The sequence below is a fragment of the Cyanobium sp. Alchichica 3B3-8F6 genome, assembly GCF_024346435.1.
GTDB lineage: Bacteria > Cyanobacteriota > Cyanobacteriia > PCC-6307 > Cyanobiaceae > Cyanobium_A.
In genome coordinates, this window is record NZ_JAGQCZ010000004.1 from 46,548 (window position 1) to 64,667 (window position 18,120).

Here is an 18,120-nt window from a genome sequence, read left to right on the forward strand (position 1 = left end):
TGGTGCCATGGCCGCTCCCACCAAAATCATCGTCATCGACGATGACCCCACCGGCTCCCAGACCGTGCACAGCTGTCCGCTGCTGCTGCGCTGGGACCCAGCCACCCTGGCGGCGGGGCTGAGGCACCCGTCGCCGCTGCTGTTTCTGCTGGCCAACACCCGGGGCCTGGCGCCCCAGCCGGCCGCCGATCGGGTGCGCGAAATCTGCCGGGCCCTGGCGGTGGCCCTGCCCGCTGCCGGCATCGCGCATTGGTGGCTGGTGAGCCGCGGCGATTCCACCCTGCGGGGCCATTTCCCCCTGGAGGTGGACGTGATCGCTGCTGAGCTGGGTCCGTTCGCCGCCACCCTGCTGATCCCGGCATTTCTGGATGGGGGGCGCACCACGGTGGGCGGGGTGCACCTCCTGAATGGCCAGCCCGTGCATGAAACGCCCTTCGCCAGGGATGGCTTGTTCGGCTATGGCAGCAGCGACCTGCCGGCCTGGGTGGAGGAGAAGAGCGGCGGCCGCATCCCCGCTGCGGACGTGCTCCGCCTCGAAGGCGCCGAGCTGGATCGGGCTGCTCAGGATGGGGGCCACGACCTGGCCCAGTGGCTGGACGGGCTGGAGAACCAGCCCGTGGTGGCCGTGGATGGGGAGCGGCCTGGGCAGCTGGCGGCCCTGGCCGGGGCCGTGCGCGCCGCGTCCAGGGCCGTGCTGTCCCAGTCGGCGGCGAGCTGGATCCAGGCTTTGGCGGCCCTGCCGCCTCAGCCCCGCGATGCGGCTGGTTTGGCGGGGTTGCGGCGCCGCGATCGCGATGGTGCGCCGCTGCCGGGTTTGGTGCTGGTGGGCTCCCACGTGCCCCTGGCTGATGCCCAGCTGGCTGCCCTGCTGGTGGAGCCGGTTTGCGGGCTGGTGGAGCTGGATGTGGCCAAAGTCCAGCGGGTGCTCGAGGGGCCGGCACCCGCGGAGCTGCTGGCTTCGCTGGAGCGGAGCTGGCTGGCGCAGCTGCAGGCCGTGCTGGCGGCGGGGCAGACGCCGGTGCTGGCCACCAGTCGCGGGGAGCTCGTGTGTGCTTCGCCTCAGGAGCGGCGCCGGCTTGGGGAGGCCCTGGCGGGGCTGATGGCGCGGTTGGCGGCGGCCCTCGCCCCCCGGCTTGGCTACGTGATCAGCAAGGGCGGCATCACCAGCCACACCCTGCTGGCCGATGGCCTTGCCTTAGCGGCGGTGGAGTTGCAGGGCCAGCTGCTGCCGGGGCTGTCGCTGGTGCTGACGCCCGCGGATGGGCCGGTGCCGGGGCAACCCGTGCTCACCTTTCCCGGCAACCTGGGCGAAGCGGACACCCTGCGGCAGGCCTGGTGCTGGATGGAGGGGCAGGGCTCAACTTCCTGCTTGGGAGACGCGGATTAGCCGGGAGGCTGCGTAGCCCAGGGCCACCAGCACCAGGGCAGCCAGGCTGTCGACCCAGTCGCCCAGGGCCGTGCCGACCAGATAGGCCAGCGACACCGCGGCGACCAGCAGGGGGGTGAGGGGGTAACCCCAGGTGCGGAAGGGGCGGGGCAGGTTGGGCTCCTGGCGGCGCAGGGCCAGCAGCGCGGCGATGCCCGCCAGCGGCAGGCTCACGTAGAGCACGGCACCCATGGCCAGGAGCCGCTCGAACGAGCCGGCCAGCACCAGGGCCGCCGCCGCCGTGCTGGTGATCAGCAGGGCAACGGCCGGGGTGCCGCCCCCGTTCACCGCCGCCACAGCGCTGGGCAGCAGGCCATCACGGCTGAGGCCAAACAAAATCCGTGGCGCGGCCATCACCACGGTGTTGATCAGGCCCAGCAGCGACACAAGCGCGATGGCTGTGATCAGCACTGCCCCCAGCGGGCCGGCCAGGGCCAGGGCCGCGGCTGCGGCCGGCAGGCTGGAGTTGGCCAGCTGGGCGATCGGCAGCACGTGCAGCAGGGCCAGGTTGATCAGCAGGTACAGCACGAGCACCGCCAGCACCCCGCCGATCAGGGAGCGGGGCAGATCACGCCCCGGTTCGCTGAATTCCTCGGCGAAATAGACCGGGCTGGCCCAGCCGTCGTAGGTGGTGATCACCGCCTGCAGGGCCAGCACCACGGCCAGGCTGAGGTTTCGCCAGCCCAGCGTCGTCATGGGTTCAGGGGTTGGGGGCGCGATGGGGGCCGCGGTGGGGATGGGCAGCAGAAAGCAGGCCGCCACCAGGGCCAGGAAGGCCACCGCCTTGGCCAGGCTGAGCAGCTCCTGGCTGGTGCTGCCGGCCCGCAGGCCCCGCAGCTGGATCAGGCTGAACAGGCCGATCGCCAGCAGGGCCAGGCCCTTGCTGATGCTGCCCTCCAGTGGCATCCCTGCCGGCAGCAGATCCGCCGGTAGGAGGGCCAGGCCGTAGTCGCCCACGGTGGTGGCCACCCAGGCCAGGCCGATGCAGTGGGCCAGCCAGTCGGTCCAGCCCACCAGGAAGCCCACCTGCCGGCCGAAGGCCCGCTCCGCGTACACATACCAACCGCCGGCCTGAGGGAGCGCTGCCGCCAGCTCGGCGATGCACACCGCCCCCAGCAGGGCATAGACCCCTCCGGCCAGCCACACCGCCAGCACCAGGGCCGGGCTGGGCAGCTGGGCCGCCACCAGGCCAGGGGTGCGCAGGATGCCTGCCCCGATCGTGCCGCCCACGGCGCCGGCCAAGCCGAAGCCCAGGCCCAGGATGTCCAGCAGCCGGCCTGGGGCTGGCTGGCTCATCGGTGTTGGCTCAGGCACGCCCCGCCCGCCAGCTGCGCTGCAGCAGCTCGATCGGGTGCAGCACAGGCTGCGGGAAGTCGCCCTCGCCCAGGTGGCGGCGCAGTTGCAGGCTGCAGCCGATGTTGGCGCTGGCCACGAGCTCGGCGCCGGTGCCGGCCAGGTCGGCCGCCTTGATCCGGCCCAGCTCAGCGGCTTCCTCGGGCTGCACCAGGTTGTAGATGCCGGCACTGCCGCAGCACACCCCGGCCTCCATCGCCTCCCGCAGCTGGATGTGGGGGATGGCGGCCAGCAGCTGCCGTGGCTGCTCGCGGATGCCCTGGCCGTGCAGCATGTGGCAGGCGTCGTGGAATGCGACCTGCAGGGGGCGCTCCGCGCTGGCGGGGGTGCCGTCGGGGTGGTTCAGGGGTGCCAGGTGTGCCCGGAACGTCTCGCTTAGCCCCAGCTCAGCCAGGAATTGCTGGATGTCGGCCACCTGGCCGGCGAAGCCCGCCGCCGAGGGGCTCTCCAGGATCGAGCCGTAGGCCTTGAGGGTGTGGCCGCAGCCGGAGGCCGCCACCAGCACCGCATCCAGAGGGCCCACGCCGGCGAAGCTCGCCATCAGGTCGGTGGCCAGCTCGCGTGTTTGCGCCAGTTCTCCCTGGTGGTGGGTGGCGGCGCCGCAGCAGCCCTGGCTTGGCGGGATCACAACCTCGATGCCGTTGGCGCTGAGCACTTCCACCGCCGCCTCGTTCACAGCTGGATCAAACAGGCGCTGGACGCAGCCCAGCACCAGCCCCACCCGGGCGCGGCGTTCGCCCTGGGCCGGCACCACCTGGGGGAACGCCTCGCGGAAGGCCTCCGGCGCCAGCGGTGGCAGCAGTTGTTCCATCGCCTCCAGCTGGGGCCCGAGCAGCCGCAGAAGGCCACTGCGGCGCGCCAGGGCTTGCAACGGCGTGCCGGCGTAGGCCCGCAAAGGCGTTAGGGCTGCCCGCAGCCGGTTGGGGTAGGGCAGCAGGGCAAACAGCAGTTTGCGGAAGGCGCGCTCAACCGGCGTGCGCAGCTCCGGCGCATTGAGCTTGGGGCGGGTGGCTTCGATCAGCTGGTCGTAGCGCACCCCCGAGGGGCAAGCCGTGACACAGGCCAGGCAGCCCAGGCAGCTGTCGAAGTGCTTGGCCACGGTGGCATCGAGCTGCAGCTCTCCGGCTTCGATGGCCTTGAGGGCATGGATGCGCCCGCGGGGCGAATCCATTTCCGTGCCCAGCACCCGGTAGCTGGCGCATGTGGGCAGGCAGAAGCCGCAGTGCACGCAGGGGTCGGTGTTCATCCCCCGAAGTGCTGGATCACGGCCTCGGCGAAGCCGCTGCAGCTCACCGGCTCCACGGGGGGCTCCATCAGCCGGGCCAGGTCGTAGGTGACCTCCTGGTTGGCGATGGCGGCGCTGAGGCCGGCGGTGATCAGGTCGGCTGCTTCCTGCCAGCCCATGAACTCCAGCATCATCACGCCGCTGAGGATCACCGAGCCGGGGTTGATGCGGTCAAGGCCGGCGTGCTTGGGGGCGGTGCCGTGGGTGGCTTCGAAAATGGCTGCGTTGTCGCCGATGTTGGCGCCGGGGGCCATGCCCAGGCCGCCCACCACGGCGGCGGCGGCGTCGGAGATGTAGTCGCCGTTGAGGTTGAGGGTGGCCAGGATCGAGTAGTCGGCCGGGCGGGTCTGGATCTGCTGGAAGATGCTGTCGGCGATGCGGTCGTCGACCAGCACCATCGCCTTCCACTGGCCATTGCCGTGGCTGGCGCCGATGGCGTCGATCACGCCCTGCACTTCGGCATCAATGGCGGCCTTCTTCTCGGGGGTGAGGCTGTCGTAGCCGGGCTCGACCATCCGAGCGTTGGCTTCGATGCTCAGGCCGGGGTTGCGGTCGGCGTTGTCGAGGATCCAGCTCTCCCGCTCGGTCACGCACACGCTTCGGAACTCCGTGGTAGCCAGCTCGTAGCCCCAGTCCCGGAAGGCGCCTTCGGTGAATTTCATGATGTTGCCCTTGTGCACCAGGGTGACGTGGCGCTTGTTGCCCTCGAGGCGCAGGGCGTGCTGGATCGCCTTGCGGATGTGGCGCTGGCTGCCGTGCTTGCTCACCGGCTTGATGCCGATGCCTGAGCCGGCGGGGATCTGGCGCTGGCCGAGCTTGCCGTTGGCCGGGATCACCACCTCATTGAGGTGGCGGATCAGATCGAGGCACACCGGGTCGCTGGCTTCCCATTCGATCCCCATGTAGATGTCCTCGGTGTTCTCGCGATACACGATCACGTCGAGGTCCTGGGGCCGTTTGTGGGGGCTGGGGGTGCCTTCGTAGTAGCGGCAGGGGCGCACGCAGCAATACAGATCGAAGATCTGGCGCAGGGCCACGTTCAGCGAACGGATGCCGCCGCCGATCGGCGTGGTGAGCGGGCCCTTGATCGCCACGCCGTAGGTGCGGATCGCCTCGAGGGTGTCCTCGGGCAGGTATTGATAGGTGCCGTAGAGGTCGCAGGCCTCATCACCGGCGTACACCTTGAACCACTCGATCCGGCGCTCACCGCCGTAGGCCTTGGCCACGGCCGCATCCAACACCTTCTGGGTGGCGGGCCAGATGTCCACGCCGGTGCCATCGCCGCGGATGAAAGGGATGATCGGGTCGTTGGGCACCACCGGCTGGCCGTTCTCGAAGCGGATGGCCGTTCCCTGGGCCGGGGCTGTGAGCTTTTCGAAGCTGGCGGCGGGGCTGGTGGCCATGGGCTTGTGCTGACCGGGGGCGGCGCGATCGGTGTGGCGAGCCTAGGTTTTGGGCATGCAGCGGTTCTGCTCAGGGGAAACGGCATGAATGCCGCCGACCAGGTTCGATCGTTGGCCCAGGCCCAGGCGATCGCCTCGGTGGCGGCCCTGTTCCGGGCTCACTTCCCTGATGCCCGAGCCAATCTCACCCCCTGGCGCGACGACCCCCTCACCCGTGCCTTCGCCGAGCAGGACAGCCTGGATCTCTCCTTTCACCTGCCCGGTTGGAGCCCCCGCAGCCAGTGCCGCTCGTTTCTGGTGCAGTTGCGGCTCCAGCAGCCCCCGGGCTTGGTGGGGGGCTCAAGCTCGCTGGCGGGCTCAACCAGTGGCGAGCGGCCGCGGCTGCTGGGGGTGACGGTGCGGGGGCTCACTTATGAGAGTGAGCGCTGGCGTCTGGCCACCGTGGGTGACTGGCAGCCCACCGGCAGCCATCTGCCCCAGGCCGCGGTGGCGCAGAAATTGCAACAGTTCTGCCGGGAGTTGTTCGACCTGTTTGCCGACTCCACCGCTGCCGGGCACTCCGAGGCGGCTTGAGCGCGCTTGCAGGCACGGGTGGCCCCATCGCTGTCGCTCTGGTCGTGCCGTTGTGAAACGCCGTGTTGAACAGGTGTCGAACGGCTCGCGAACGAACCTCCCCCCTGGGCAGCACGCGCCCGGCGAGCTGGCGGCGTAACCCTTCGCAACCTTGTTGCTCGCCTGGGCAAAGGCCCCGCCTAACCTGACTCCTCGCCCGTGCAGCGCCCCCGACTGATGGCTGTCGCCCTTGCTTCCCAACTGCGTGAAGGCACCAAAAAAGCCCACACGATGGCGGAGAACACCGGCTTCGTGAGCTGCTTCCTCAAGGGGGTGGTGGACAAGGCCAGCTACCGCACCTTGGTGGCCGACCTTTATTTCGTGTATTCGGCGATGGAGGAGGAGTTCGGCAAGCTCAAGGACCACCCGGTGGTGGGTCCGGTGGCTTTTGTCGAGCTCAACCGTCGCGAGAGCCTTGAGCAGGATCTGGCCTTCTATTTCGGCCCGGATTGGCGGAGTGCAGTCAAGCCCACCCCCGGGGCTCAGCAGTACGTCGAGCGCCTGCACCAGGTGGCGCGGGAGTGTCCGGAGCTGCTGGTGGGCCACCACTACACCCGCTACATCGGCGATCTCTCCGGCGGCCAGATCCTCAAGAACATCGCCCAGAAGGCGATGAACCTGGGTGAACACGACGGCCTGCGCTTCTACGAATTCGACGCGATCCCCGACGAGAAGGCCTTCAAGACCAACTACCGCGCCACCCTGGATGCCCTGCCGATCGATCAGGCCATGGCCGATCGCATTGTTGAGGAGGCGAACCACGCCTTCCACCTCAACATGACGATGTTCCAGGAGCTGGAGGGCAACCTGATCGCCGCCATCGGCAAGGTGTTGTTCGGCTTCCTCACCCGCCGCCAGCGCGCTGGCAGCACCGAGGCTGTCGCCGCCTGATCGCCCGTTGAGGCCCCTCCGCTTCCTGGTGCCCGGCACCACCGGCCGGTTCCGCTGCGGGGGGTTGCTGGTGGAGCAGCAGACAGCCCGGCTGTTGGCCGACCTGGTGCCGACCGAGCTCGTCACCTACCGGCAGCGAGAGGAGGGTCTGCCTTTCCTCAACGACTTGTTGCGGGCGGAGCCCCTGGGTGCCGCCGCCGCTAACCAGGCGCTTTGGATCGTCAGCTGGGGCTTCGATGTGCCCCGGCAGCTGCGGGCGTTGCGGGGCCGGCCGGCGGCCTATCACGCCCACAGCAGCGGCTATGGCTTTCGGCTGCCGCCCGGGGTGCCGGTGCTGGCGGTGAGCCGCAACACCTTGGGCTACTGGGGCCAGTGGGCCAGCCGCAATCCCCTGTTTCTGGTGCCCAATGCCCTGGGGGCCAGCTGGATCGCCAATGGCAATCGCCCCCACAACCGCCCCCCCCACAACCCCGGTGGCCGCACGATCGACGTGCTGGTGCAACGGCGCAAGTGCAGCGCCTACGTGCTGGAGCGGCTGGTGCCGGCCCTGCGGGCCCTGGGGCTGCGGGTGGAGGTGCAGGACGGCTGGGTGGAGGATCTGATGGGCTTGTTCAACAGCGCCACGGTGGTGCTCTACGACTCCGCCGACCACTGGCGTTGCAGCGGTGTGAGCGAGGGATTCGGCCTGCCACCGGTCGAGGCGCTGGCCTGTGGCTGCGTGCTGTTCAGCAGCTTCAACCACGCCCTGGCCGACACGCTCGATCCCGGCGGCCTGGCCCACCAGATCGGGGCGGGCACCCTGGCTGCCGATGTGGCGCGGATCACGGCGGCTGTGGCTGATCCCGCGGCCTGGCTGCCGCCGCTGCGCCAGTTGGAGGAGCTGCTGGAGGAGCTCAGCGAACCGCGGCTGCGGGAGCGCTGGCGCCAGGCCCTCATCGCCATCAACGCCCATCTCGATCGCCTGCAGGCGGGAGAACCGCCGCTGCGAGCTCCCTCGCTGGCACGGTTGCGGCTGGAGCGCTGGCGGCAGCGGTTGGGCAAGCGGCTTCCCGCAGGACTGGCTCGCCGGCTTGCCTAGGGTCGGGCCCATGAGTGCTTTCCTCGCCGGCCTGAATGACGCCCAGCGCAAGGCGGTGGACCACCACACCGGCCCGCTGTTGGTGGTGGCCGGCGCCGGCAGCGGCAAGACGCGGGCCCTCACCCATCGCATCGCCCACCTGATCGGCCACCACGGCGCCGATCCCGCCCATCTGCTCGCCGTCACCTTCACCAACAAGGCGGCCCGCGAGATGAAGGAGCGGCTGGAGCTGCTGCTGGCCCAGAAGTTGGCCCAGAGCCAGTTCGGTCAGCCGTGGAGCACCTTGCCGGCGGTGGAGCAGCGCCAGCTGCGCTCGCGCATCTACCGCGAGGTGATCAAGGAGCTGTGGATCGGCACGTTCCACGCCCTGTTCGCGCGGCTGCTGCGCTTCGACATCGACAAGTTCAAGGATCCCGAGGGGCTCAGCTGGACCCGCCAGTTCTCGATCTACGACGAGAACGACGTGCAGAGCCTGATCAAGGAGATCGTCACCCAGGAGCTGCAACTCGATCCCAAGCGCTTTGAGCCCAAGAAGGTGCGCTGGGCGATCAGCAACGCCAAGAACCAGGGCTGGATGCCTGAGCAGCTCGAAGCCGATGCCGGCGGCCAGCGGGGCCGGTTGATGGCGGAGACGTACCGGCGCTATCGCCGAGCTCTGGCCGCCAACAACGCCCTCGATTTCGACGACCTGCTGCTGCTGCCGGTGCAGCTGCTGCGCCAGAACGAGCAGATCCGCGACTACTGGCACCGGCGTTTCCGCCACGTGCTCGTTGACGAATACCAGGACACCAACCGCACCCAGTACGACCTGATCAAGCTGCTGGTGACCAACGGTCGCGATCCGGCCGCCTACGACGACTGGGACGGGCGCTCGGTGTTTGTGGTGGGGGACGCCGACCAGAGCATCTACAGCTTCCGCGCCGCTGACTTCACCATCCTGATGGGCTTTCAGGACGACTTCGGCGATGGCGCCGCCGCCGATGCCACCGCCACGATGGTGAAGCTGGAGGAGAACTACCGCTCCACCGCCACGATCCTGGAGGCGGCCAACGCCCTGATCGCCCACAACTCCGAGCGCATCGACAAGGTGCTGCGGCCCACCCGCGGCGAAGGCGAGCTGATCTCCCTCACCCGCTGCGATGACGAGATCGCCGAGGCGGAAGCGGTGGTGCACCGCATGCGCATGCTGGAGGCTGCCCACCCCGATCTCAGCTGGGGCGACATGGCTGTGCTGTATCGCACCAATGCCCAGAGTCGGGCGATGGAGGAGTCGCTGGTGCGCTGGGGCATCCCCTACATCGTGGTGGGTGGGCTGCGCTTCTACGACCGGCGCGAGATCAAGGACGTGCTCGCCTACCTCAAGTTGCTGGTGAATCCGGCCGATACGGTCAGCCTGCTGCGGGTGCTCAACACCCCCAAGCGCGGCATCGGCAAAACCACGATCGAGCGGCTCACCGACGCCTCCAACCAGCTCGGCATTCCCCTTTGGGATGTGGTGAGCGATGCCGAGGCAGTGCGCTCCCTGGGGGGACGGTCGGCCAAGGGGCTGCTGCAGTTCTGCGAGCTGATCAATGGCCTGCAGGCCTGCGCCCAGGACATCGCCCCCTCCGAACTCGTGCAGCGGGTGATGGAGCAGAGCGGCTACGTGGCGGAGCTGATCGCCGATGGCACCGACGAAGCCGAAGATCGGCGCCGCAACCTCAACGAACTGGTGAACGCCGCCCTGCAATACCAGGAGGAAAACGAGGAGGGCTCCCTGGAGGATTTCCTGGCCTCCGCTGCCCTGGCCAGTGATGCCGACAGCAAGGACACGGAACAGGACAGGGTCACCCTGATGACCCTGCACGCCAGCAAGGGCCTGGAGTTTCCGGTGGTGTATCTGGTGGGGATGGAGCAGGGGCTATTCCCCAGCTACCGCTCCCTCGAGGATCCCTCCGCCCTTGAGGAGGAGCGCCGCCTCTGCTATGTGGGCCTCACCCGGGCTAAGGAGCGGTTGTTCCTCTCCCATGCCAGTGAGCGGCGCCTCTGGGGCGGCATGCGTGAGCCGGCGGTGCCGTCGGTGTTTCTCTCGGAGCTGCCCAGCGCCCTGATCCAGGGCGACATTCCCCACAGCGGCGGTGCCGCCATCCGCCGCGAGCAGCGCCTCGATCGCCTCACCCGCGTCGATCGCGACGAGGCCCGTCAGGTGGCCGCTGGCGGTGCAGCCGGGGCCCCCGCCAATGCGGTGCGGCGCCGGGCGGTCAGCAAAACCTGGGCCGTCGGCGATCGGTTGCGCCACAGCAGCTTTGGTGAGGGTCAGGTGACCCACCTGTTCGGCAGTGGTGAGAAGGTGTCGATTGCGGTGAAATTCCAGGGGATGGGGCCCAAAATCCTTGACCCGCGCCTGGCACCGATCGAACCCGTTTGATGCCCCTCGCCGCTGAGGCCTAGGTGGAGATTCCCGGCATCCCCGCCCCTGTGTTGCTGGCCCTGCGCGCGGCCCATGCGGGCCGGGTGGCGTTGGTGGGCGGTGCGGTGCGCGACCTGCAGCTGCACCGGGTGCACAACGATCCCTGGCGGGGCCTGCCCGATCTGGATCTGGTGGTGGAAGGCCGAGCCGCCGACCTGGTGGCGGCGCTGCTTGAGCAGCTGGGGCCCGGGGTGGTGCAGCGCTGCCAGGAGCACGGCGCCTACGGCACGGTGGAGCTGGAGCTCAGCGTGGCCGGCGAGCCGGTGCTGCTGGATGTGGCCACGGCCCGGCGGGAGACCTACCCGGTGCCGGCCGAAAATCCCCAGGTGAGCTTTGGCTGCCTGGCCGACGACTTGGCCCGCCGCGACTTCAGCATCAATGCCATGGCCCTGGAGCTGGCCAGTGGCACCCTGCTCGATCCCCACGGCGGCCGCGAGGATCTGGAGCGGCGCCAGCTGCGCTTCCTGCATGGCGGCAGCGTTCGCGACGATCCCACCCGCCTGGTGCGGGGTGCCCGCTATGCGGCCCGGCTCGGGCTGGAGCTGGAGCCCGCCAGCGCCGCGCAGGCCCGCGCCACCCTGGCCGCCTGGCCCTGGGGCTGGCGGCTGGGGGATCCGCCGGGTCAGGCTCCGGCGGCCCTGGGCACCCGGCTGCGGATGGAGCTGGAGCTGCTGTTGGAGCGGGAGCCCTGGTTGGCGGCGCTCACGGCCTTGCAGCGCTGGGGCGCGCTGGCGTTGCTGGATCCGGCCCTGCAGGCCGATGGGACGTGGCCGCGGCGGCTGCGCTGGGCCGAGCGGCTGGGGCTGCCTCCGCTGGCGGCACTGGTGGCCGCTGCACGCGATCCGCTGGCGCTAGCGGAGCGGCTGCAGCTGCCCCATCGCCAGCATCGGTTGCTGGTGCAGTGGCTGGAGCTGCGGCGCTGGCTGCAGGAGCGGCAGGGGGAGGCCCTGCCGGTGTTGGCAGAACACTGGTGTGCCCTGCTGGAGGCCCCGGGCTGCAGCCCTGACGCGGTGGCCCTGGCCCTCGCCTGCGGCACCGGCCCGCGCCGGCCCTTGCTGCGCTGGTGGCTGCGTTGGCGCCAGGTCAAGGCCGCGTCGACCGCCGCAGACCTGTTGGCAGCTGGCATGCGGCCAGGGCCTGAGCTGGGCCAGAAGCTGCGGGAGCTGCGGGCCGAGCGGCTGCGGCTGGAGCGCCTTTAGCGTGAGCAGATGACTGATCCGGTGCTTGATCCCTGCGTCGTGGTGGCCGTGCCAGCCCGCCTGGCATCAGCGCGGCTGCCGGGCAAGGTGCTGGCCGACATCGCCGGCAAACCGATGCTCCAGCACGTGCTCGAGCGCTGCAGCCAGGCCAAGGGCGTGGCGGCGGTGGTGGTGTGCACCGACAGTGATCAGGTGCGCGCTGACGCCGAAGCCTGGGGGTTTCCGGTGCTGATGACCTCCCCGGATTGCAGCTCGGGCAGTGAGCGCCTGGCCAGTGTGGTGAGGGAGTTGGTGGCCGCCGCGGGTGGCTTGCCTTCGGACCCTGCGCTCTCGGACACGCTGGTGATCAATGTGCAGGGCGATCAGCCCCTGCTGGATCCGGGTATCATCGAGGCAATGGTGGCCCAGTTTGTGGCGCTGCTGCGGCCGCCGGTGCTGACGCCGGTGTATCCGCTGATGGCCGACAAGCTTCACGATCCCAATGTGGTGAAGGTGCTGCGGGCCCGTGACGGCCGCGCCATCACCTTCTCCCGCAGTGCTCTGCCCCACCTGCGCGGCGTGCCGCCGGAGCAGTGGGCCGACCACACCACCTACTGGGGCCATGTGGGCCTCTACGGCTACCGGGCCGATGTGCTGGCCAGCTGGACGGCGCTGCCCGTCTCCCCCCTCGAGCAGCTGGAGAAATTGGAGCAGCTGCGGCTGATCGATGCCGGCATTCCCCTGCTCACCTTCGCGGTGGATCAGGACTGCCTCTCGGTGGACACCCCGGAGCAGCTGGAGCAGGCCCGGGCCCTGGCGCCTTAGGCGTTGCCGTCCCGCCAGCCCTCCCGGTTGAGCTCACGCCACAGCCCCCGGTGCTGCAGCAGCGACTCCGCCAGCTCGCGCACGGCGCCATCGCCCCCCCGGCGCCGCAGCACCCAGTCGGCCTGGCGCCGCAGGCCCGCGGCCCCATCGGCGGGGCTGATCAGCAGGCCTGTGGCGGGGCGCACCGTGAGGTCGTTGAGGTCGTCGCCGATGAAGGCGGTGTGCTCCCGCTCCAGCTGAAGCGTGGCCTGGAGTTGGCGCAGGGCGCTGAGTTTGTCGCCCACCCCCACCAGGCAGTGGCTCACCTGCAGGTGCCGGGCCCGCTGCTCGATCGCACCGCTGCGGCCGCCACTGAGAAAGGCCACCTCGATGTCAGCCCGCTGCAGCATCCGGATCGCCAGGCCGTCGCGCACGTCGAAGCGCTTCACCACCCGGCCCTGCTCGTCGTAGTGCAGCCCCCCGTCGGTGAGCACGCCATCCACATCGCACACCAGCAGTTGGATCTGGCGCAGGCGGGGGCTGAGCAGGCGCCGTTGCAGGCGAAACCGCAAACCAAGCCGGCTCACAGCGTGCTCACCGCCAGGCCATCGGCCACCGCTGCGCGGATGGCCAGCAGCTGGCTCAGCAGGGCCTCCAGGCGATGCAGCGGCACCATGTTGGGTCCGTCGCTGAGGGCTTTGTCCGGGTTGGGATGCACCTCCAGGAACAAGCCATCCACGCCCACCGCAACCGCTGCTCTGGCGAGGGGTGCCACGAATTCCCGCTGGCCGCCCGAGGTGGTGCCCTGGCCGCCGGGCTGCTGCACCGCGTGGGTGGCATCGAAGATCACCGGGCAACCCAGGGCCTGCATCTGGGGGATGCCGCGGTAATCCACCACCAGGGTGTTGTAGCCAAAGCTGCTGCCCCGCTCGGTGAGCCAGAGGTGGCCGCTGGCGGGATCCAGCCCGCATTCGCTGAGCTTGTTCACCACCTGGGCCATGTCCCAGGGCGCCAGGAATTGCCCCTTTTTCACATTCACCACCTTGTTGGTGCCGGCCACGGCCTTGGCCGCGGCCTCCAGCAGGTCGGTCTGGCGGCAGAGAAAGGCCGGGATCTGCAGCACGTCCACCGCCTGGGCGGCGGCGGCGGCCTGGTGGCTTTCGTGGATGTCGGTGAGCACCGGCAGGCCGAAGGTCTGCCCCACCTCCTGCAGGATCGCCAGGCCCTCCTCGGGGCCGGGCCCACGAAACGATTTGCCGGAGCTGCGGTTGGCCTTGTCGAAGCTGGCCTTGAACACATAGCGGATGCCGAGGCGATCGGTGATCGCTTTCACCTGCTCGGCCACCTGCAGCACCAGATCGCGACTTTCGATCACGCAGGGGCCGGCGATCAGGGTGAAGGGGATGGCCGTCATGGGCGCTCAGCGGCGGTGCTGGTGGTGAACCCAGCCTGCACCAGATCGTGCAGCCGCAGCAGACCCAGCAGCTGGCGGGGCCGGGTTGGATCCACCACCGGCAGCACCGAAATCGCCTGGCGGGGATTGCGCTCCATCAGCTCCAGCGCCGCGATGGCCAGGGTGTCGGGCGCCACCGTGATCGGGTTGGCGGTCGCCATGGCGCCGGCTCGCAGGGCAGCCCAGTGCTCGGGAGCATGGCGTTGCAGGGTGCGGCGCAGATCGCCATCGGTGATCAGCCCGGCCAGCTCGGCGGGGTTGTGAGCCGCCTGCACCCAGGCGGCGCCAAGGCTGCCCTTGCCGTTGCTGCCCTCGGTGAGCCGGCCGATCACCTCAGCTAGGGGAGCTTCGGGTGAGAGGCCCGCCAGATCGCTGGCCGGCACCATCAGATCGGCCACGGTGAGGGTGAGCTGGCGGCCGAGGGAGCCGGCGGGATGGTTGATGGCGAAGTCTTCCGGCGAGATGCCAGCCCGCTCCATCCACACGGCCGCCAGGGCATCGCCGATCGCCATCGCCACCGCCGTGCTCGCGGTGGGGGCCAGGTTCAGCGGGCACACCTCCCGATCCACCGCCCCATCGAGCACCACGTCGCAGCCCAGCGCCAGGCTGGAGGCCAGGCGACCCACCAGGGCGATGCGAGCGGTGCCGCGGCGGCGCAGGTGGGGAAGGATGGCCAGCAGCTCTTCGGTTTCGCCGCTGTTCGAGAGCAGCAGGGCCACGTCGTCGGAGGCGACGATGCCCAGGTCGCCATGCAGGGCGTCGACCGGGTTGAGAAACACGGCCGTCAGGCCGATCGAGGAGAAGGTGGCGGCGATCTTGCGGGCAACGATGCCGCTTTTGCCCACCCCCGTCAGCACCAGCTTGGCGCGGCGCTGCCGGCAGCCCTCCAGCAGCTCCAGGGCGGCTTCCACCTGCTCGCTGCTGAGGCGCTGGGCGACGGCGGCAATGGCAGCAGCCTCTTCCTCCAGGCAGCGGGTGAGGGCAGACAACAGGCGGGGATCAGCAGTGAAGCCATTCTCCCTGCCGGGTCGCTGTGGCGGTGCTCAGGTGTGCACCTGGCCGATCACGGCGGCCTGGGGGAAGCCCGCCTGCTGCAGCGCCCTGAGGGCGGCCTGGCATTGATCGGCGGGAATCGCTGCCAGGAGGGGGCCGCAGGTCTGGGGATCGATCAACAAGCCCTGCTGCGCCGCGCTGGCTATTCCCTGCAGCTGCACCCGTTCCCCCAATAGGGCCAGGGCGCTGGCGTTGGAGGGGGCCAGGCTGCTGGCCCAGCCCTGCTCCAGCAGCTGCAGCGCCCCGGGCAGGGCTGGGATCGCGGCAGCCTTCAGCGTCGCGCGGCAGGGGTCGGGGCTGGCGGCCAGCATCTCGCCCAGGTGGCCCAGCAGCCCGAAGCCGGTCACGTCGGTGCAGGCCCGGCAGCCGTGGCGGGCCAGGAGCTCCACCAGGGCCGCCTGGCTCTGCTGCATCTGGAGCAGGGCGGCGTCGATCCACTGGGGCGCGGCGGCCCCGGCCATGGCGGCGGCAAACAGCACGCCGCTGCCGATCGGCCGGCTCAGCAGCAGGCCATCGCCCGGGCGCAACGGCCCCTTGCCCCAGGGTTCACCGGCGCCAGTGCGGCCATTCACGCTCAGCACCAGGCACAGACCACCCCCTGCGGGCTCTGGCTGGTTTTGGGTGTCGCGGGCCTCCAGGGTGTGGCCGCCGATCAGCCGGGCCCCCAGCGGCGCCAGCACCGATTGGATCCCCGCCAGGGTGTCGCTGAGCAGGTCGGCCTGCACTGGAGCCGCCAGCTCGGGCAGGGTGACCACCGCCTGCACGCTCTCCACCCGGGCGCCGCAGGCCCAGAGGTCGCTGCAGGCGTGCAGGGTGGTGAGCCGGGCATTGAGCCAGGCGTCAGCCACCAGGGCCGGGAAGCCATCCACGCTCTGCAGCAGCAGCGTCCCATCCGGCGTGGGGCCGATCACGGCGGCGTCCTCGGCGCTCGCCGGTGTGCCGCCGCCCAGGCTGTTGCGTGCCAGGGCGTCCTGCAGCGGACTGGCGGCCAGCTTGGCGGCGCAGCCCCGGCAGGCCATCGGCGCGGCCCCGTTTTGATCCATGGCCTTCAGGCGGCTGAAGCGAGCCATGAAGCGCTGATCGAGGTGGTGCTTCCAGCGCCAGAGCAGGGGGCTCGGCCCGAAGGCCCAGGGGCCCCAGAAGGCCACGGCTTGGGGCTGCCGCATCAGGCTGCCGCCATCCCCCAGCAGTTGCAGGGCCCAGCGCTGGGGCCGCCAGGGCCGCAGCGGCCGGCCCGCCACTGCGGAGGTCAGGTTGCGGGCCAGGGTCGGGGCGCAGCGCACGGCCCAGACGCCGGCGGGAGGGCGTGGGTGGCCTGTGATGACGCCGCAGTCGCCGCTGGCAAACAGCCTGGGGTGGCCCTGCACCCGCAGGCTCGCTTCGGTGAGCAGCCGCCCCTGGGCGTCGCAGGGCAGTCCACTGGCGGCCAGCCAACGGGGCCCGCGGCTGCCGGTGCAGGCCAGGTCGGCCGCCGCACCTGCGGGGCTGTTCGTCTCAACGGTGATGCCTGCGCCCTGGAGCAGCCGTTCGCCGAGCCGGTTGGCCGCTGCCGAGCCCAGATGCAAAGCGTGCCCCCGCAACAGCAGCTCGGGTTGCAGCCCCCGGCCCCGCAGGGCCAAGGCCACCTCCACGGCCGCCGCGCCACCGCCCCGGATGCGCAGAGAGCCCTGCTCCTGCTGGGCGCACCACTGCAGGAAGGGCTCCAGGGGCTTGACGGCCACCGCCGCGTGCTCGCTGTCGACGGTTTCCGCCCCCACATCGAGGCTGAGCCAGTCCCAGCGCAGGCTGGGCCGGCCCTCCAGCTGCAGCTCCCGTGCCTGGACATCGAGGCCCGTGATCTCTGCCTGCATGAAGGTCACCTTGGCCAGCCGGCAGAGGCGACGCAGGTCGATGCTGCAGGCCTGGGTGTCGTAGAGGCCGGCCACCAGCCCCGGCACCATGCCCGAATACAGGGCGGTGCTGCACCGACTCACCAGCGTGATCTGGGCTGGTGGGCGCAGACTGGGCCGGCGCCTGGCCATGCCCCACATTCGCAGCAGCAGCGCATGGCTATGGCCGCCACCGGCCAGCACCAGTCGGGCATCAGCCGCCATAGCCCTGGGGGTTGGCCTGCTGCCAGCACCAGCCGTCGCGGCACATGTCGGACAGGCTGCGGCGGGTGCGCCAGCCAAGCCGCTCGGCGGCCAGGGCCGGATCGGCCACCGTGCTGGCGGCGTCGCCATCACGCCGCGGCACTACGCTGTAGGGCACCGGGCGGCCACTGGCCGCTTCGAATGCGTGTACCACCTCCAGCACGGAGTGACCCACCCCGCTGCCCAGGTTGAGGGTGAGCAGCTGGGGTGGCTCCGCCAGCAGCACATCGAGGGCGGCCCGGTGGCCGTCGGCCAGGTCCATCACGTGGATGTAGTCGCGGATGCCGCTGCCATCGGGGGTGGGCCAATCGCCGCCGAACACCTGCAGCCGCTCGCGCCGCCCCACCGCCACCTGGCTCACGAATGGGAACAGGTTGTTGGGGATGCCGCTGGGGTCTTCGCCGATCCGCCCGCTGGGGTGGGCTCCGACGGGGTTGAAGTAGCGCAGCCGGGCGATGCGCCAGCCGGGCTCACTGGCGGCCAGATCGGCCAGCAGCTGCTCCACGGCGGCTTTGCTGTGGCCGTAGGGATTGATCGGCTGAATCGGCGCTGTCTCCGGGATCGGCACCGCCTCGGGGTAGCCATAGAGAGTGGCGCTGCTGCTGAACACCAGGGTGCGGCAGCCGCGGGCCTGCATGGTCGCCAGCAATTGCCGCGAGCCCGCCAGGTTCACATCCCAATAGCGCAGCGGTTCGCGCACCGATTCCCCCACCGCCTTGAGCCCGGCGAAGTGGATCACAGCCGCGATGGGCTGGTCGCCGGGGGCGGCGGCGAAGGCCCGCTCCAAATCCCCAGCGGAACGGATGTCGCCCTCCACCACCGTGAGCCGGCCGGCTGCCTCAGGGCCGGCCAGCTCCTGCACCCGCCGCAGCGCTTCTGGGGAGCTGTTGGTGAAGTTGTCGAGCACCACCAGGCTGTGGCCGGCCTCCAGCAGCACCAGGGCGGTGTGGCTACCGATGAAGCCGGCGCCTCCCGTGATCAGCAGTTGGGCCAAGCGGGGCAT

The 18,120-nt window shown here is 70.3% G+C and carries 15 protein-coding genes; 7 read left to right on the plus strand and 8 right to left on the minus strand.

The genetic code is table 11. The features are described from left to right. Positions 1-7 precede the first annotated feature (7 nt). On the plus strand, positions 8-1,387 hold the full coding sequence (locus KBY65_RS04565) for a four-carbon acid sugar kinase family protein (RefSeq protein ID WP_255000676.1): 1,380 nt from the start codon (positions 8-10) through the stop codon (positions 1,385-1,387). On the opposite strand, the gene KBY65_RS04570 is transcribed toward KBY65_RS04565, so the two are convergent. Genes KBY65_RS04570 through KBY65_RS04580 form a run of 3 tightly spaced genes read right to left on the minus strand, consistent with a single transcriptional unit; the run spans position 1,358 to position 5,467 of the window. Further along, complete coding sequence (locus tag KBY65_RS04570) at positions 1,358-2,722, minus strand: APC family permease (protein WP_255000678.1); 1,365 nt, start codon at positions 2,720-2,722, stop codon at positions 1,358-1,360. The genes KBY65_RS04565 and KBY65_RS04570 overlap by 30 nt on opposite strands. A gap of 10 nt (positions 2,723-2,732) precedes the next feature. Further along, the gene (locus tag KBY65_RS04575) at positions 2,733-4,025 is read right to left on the minus strand and encodes a (Fe-S)-binding protein (RefSeq protein WP_255000679.1); all 1,293 of its coding nucleotides are present in this window, start codon (positions 4,023-4,025) and stop codon (positions 2,733-2,735) included. Continuing rightward, positions 4,022-5,467 (minus strand): NADP-dependent isocitrate dehydrogenase, encoded by a 1,446-nt coding sequence (locus tag KBY65_RS04580; protein WP_255000680.1) that lies wholly within the window; start codon positions 5,465-5,467, stop codon positions 4,022-4,024. Before KBY65_RS04580 ends, KBY65_RS04575 begins: the two co-directional genes overlap by 4 nt. 84 nt (positions 5,468-5,551) lie before the next feature. Here KBY65_RS04580 and KBY65_RS04585 point away from each other — a divergent pair, with 84 nt between their 5' ends. The 6 genes from KBY65_RS04585 to kdsB all read left to right on the plus strand — a co-directional run bounded on the left by KBY65_RS04585 (position 5,552) and on the right by kdsB (position 12,500). Then, positions 5,552-6,040 (plus strand): hypothetical protein, encoded by a 489-nt coding sequence (locus KBY65_RS04585; RefSeq protein WP_254987874.1) that lies wholly within the window; start codon positions 5,552-5,554, stop codon positions 6,038-6,040. Positions 6,041-6,256: 216 nt separating this feature from the next. Then, positions 6,257-6,970: a heme oxygenase (biliverdin-producing) gene (locus KBY65_RS04590; protein WP_255000681.1), complete on the plus strand. Its 714-nt coding sequence runs from the start codon at positions 6,257-6,259 to the stop codon at positions 6,968-6,970. A gap of 7 nt (positions 6,971-6,977) precedes the next feature. Beyond that, positions 6,978-8,048, plus strand: coding sequence for a glycosyltransferase family 1 protein (locus tag KBY65_RS04595; RefSeq protein WP_255000682.1), 1,071 nt, complete (start codon positions 6,978-6,980; stop codon positions 8,046-8,048). A 10-nt stretch (positions 8,049-8,058) separates the two neighbouring features. Then, positions 8,059-10,455, plus strand: a complete 2,397-nt coding sequence (locus tag KBY65_RS04600; RefSeq protein ID WP_255000684.1) for a UvrD-helicase domain-containing protein — start codon at positions 8,059-8,061, stop codon at positions 10,453-10,455. 23 nt (positions 10,456-10,478) lie between these two features. After that, positions 10,479-11,696, plus strand: a complete 1,218-nt coding sequence (locus tag KBY65_RS04605) for a CCA tRNA nucleotidyltransferase (RefSeq protein WP_255000685.1) — start codon at positions 10,479-10,481, stop codon at positions 11,694-11,696. Positions 11,697-11,705: 9 nt separating this feature from the next. Then, the gene (gene kdsB / locus KBY65_RS04610) at positions 11,706-12,500 is read left to right on the plus strand and encodes a 3-deoxy-manno-octulosonate cytidylyltransferase (RefSeq protein ID WP_255000686.1); all 795 of its coding nucleotides are present in this window, start codon (positions 11,706-11,708) and stop codon (positions 12,498-12,500) included. On the opposite strand, the gene KBY65_RS04615 is transcribed toward kdsB, so the two are convergent. The 5 genes from KBY65_RS04615 to galE are packed head-to-tail and all read right to left on the minus strand — an operon-like array spanning position 12,497 to position 18,111. Beyond that, positions 12,497-13,051, minus strand: coding sequence for a KdsC family phosphatase (locus KBY65_RS04615; protein ID WP_255000687.1), 555 nt, complete (start codon positions 13,049-13,051; stop codon positions 12,497-12,499). The two genes, kdsB and KBY65_RS04615, sit on opposite strands and share 4 nt — an antisense overlap. A gap of 11 nt (positions 13,052-13,062) precedes the next feature. Further along, positions 13,063-13,893 carry a 3-deoxy-8-phosphooctulonate synthase gene (kdsA, locus tag KBY65_RS04620; RefSeq protein ID WP_255000688.1) on the minus strand — a complete coding sequence of 277 codons (831 nt, stop codon included), beginning with the start codon at positions 13,891-13,893 and terminating at the stop codon, positions 13,063-13,065. After that, positions 13,890-14,921 carry an SIS domain-containing protein gene (locus KBY65_RS04625; protein WP_254988044.1) on the minus strand — a complete coding sequence of 344 codons (1,032 nt, stop codon included), beginning with the start codon at positions 14,919-14,921 and terminating at the stop codon, positions 13,890-13,892. Before KBY65_RS04625 ends, kdsA begins: the two co-directional genes overlap by 4 nt. Positions 14,922-14,975: 54 nt before the next feature. Next, positions 14,976-17,078 carry a selenide, water dikinase SelD gene (gene selD, locus KBY65_RS04630; protein WP_255000689.1) on the minus strand — a complete coding sequence of 701 codons (2,103 nt, stop codon included), beginning with the start codon at positions 17,076-17,078 and terminating at the stop codon, positions 14,976-14,978. Then, on the minus strand, positions 17,068-18,111 hold the full coding sequence (gene galE, locus KBY65_RS04635) for a UDP-glucose 4-epimerase GalE (RefSeq protein ID WP_254988042.1): 1,044 nt from the start codon (positions 18,109-18,111) through the stop codon (positions 17,068-17,070). Before galE ends, selD begins: the two co-directional genes overlap by 11 nt. Positions 18,112-18,120: the final 9 nt, after the last annotated feature.

Bases quoted from the DNA above. Each gene is read 5' to 3' on its own strand.
- KBY65_RS04565 (WP_255000676.1), top strand. From the start codon at position 8: ATGGCCGCTCCCACCAAAATCATCGTCATCGACGATGACCCCACCGGC.
- KBY65_RS04570 (WP_255000678.1), bottom strand. From the start codon at position 2,722: ATGAGCCAGCCAGCCCCAGGCCGGCTGCTGGACATCCTGGGCCTGGGC.
- KBY65_RS04575 (WP_255000679.1), bottom strand. From the start codon at position 4,025: ATGAACACCGACCCCTGCGTGCACTGCGGCTTCTGCCTGCCCACATGC.
- KBY65_RS04580 (WP_255000680.1), bottom strand. From the start codon at position 5,467: ATGGCCACCAGCCCCGCCGCCAGCTTCGAAAAGCTCACAGCCCCGGCC.
- KBY65_RS04585 (WP_254987874.1), top strand. From the start codon at position 5,552: ATGAATGCCGCCGACCAGGTTCGATCGTTGGCCCAGGCCCAGGCGATC.
- KBY65_RS04590 (WP_255000681.1), top strand. From the start codon at position 6,257: ATGGCTGTCGCCCTTGCTTCCCAACTGCGTGAAGGCACCAAAAAAGCC.
- KBY65_RS04600 (WP_255000684.1), top strand. From the start codon at position 8,059: ATGAGTGCTTTCCTCGCCGGCCTGAATGACGCCCAGCGCAAGGCGGTG.
- kdsB (WP_255000686.1), top strand. From the start codon at position 11,706: ATGACTGATCCGGTGCTTGATCCCTGCGTCGTGGTGGCCGTGCCAGCC.
- kdsA (WP_255000688.1), bottom strand. From the start codon at position 13,893: ATGACGGCCATCCCCTTCACCCTGATCGCCGGCCCCTGCGTGATCGAA.
- selD (WP_255000689.1), bottom strand. From the start codon at position 17,078: ATGGCGGCTGATGCCCGACTGGTGCTGGCCGGTGGCGGCCATAGCCAT.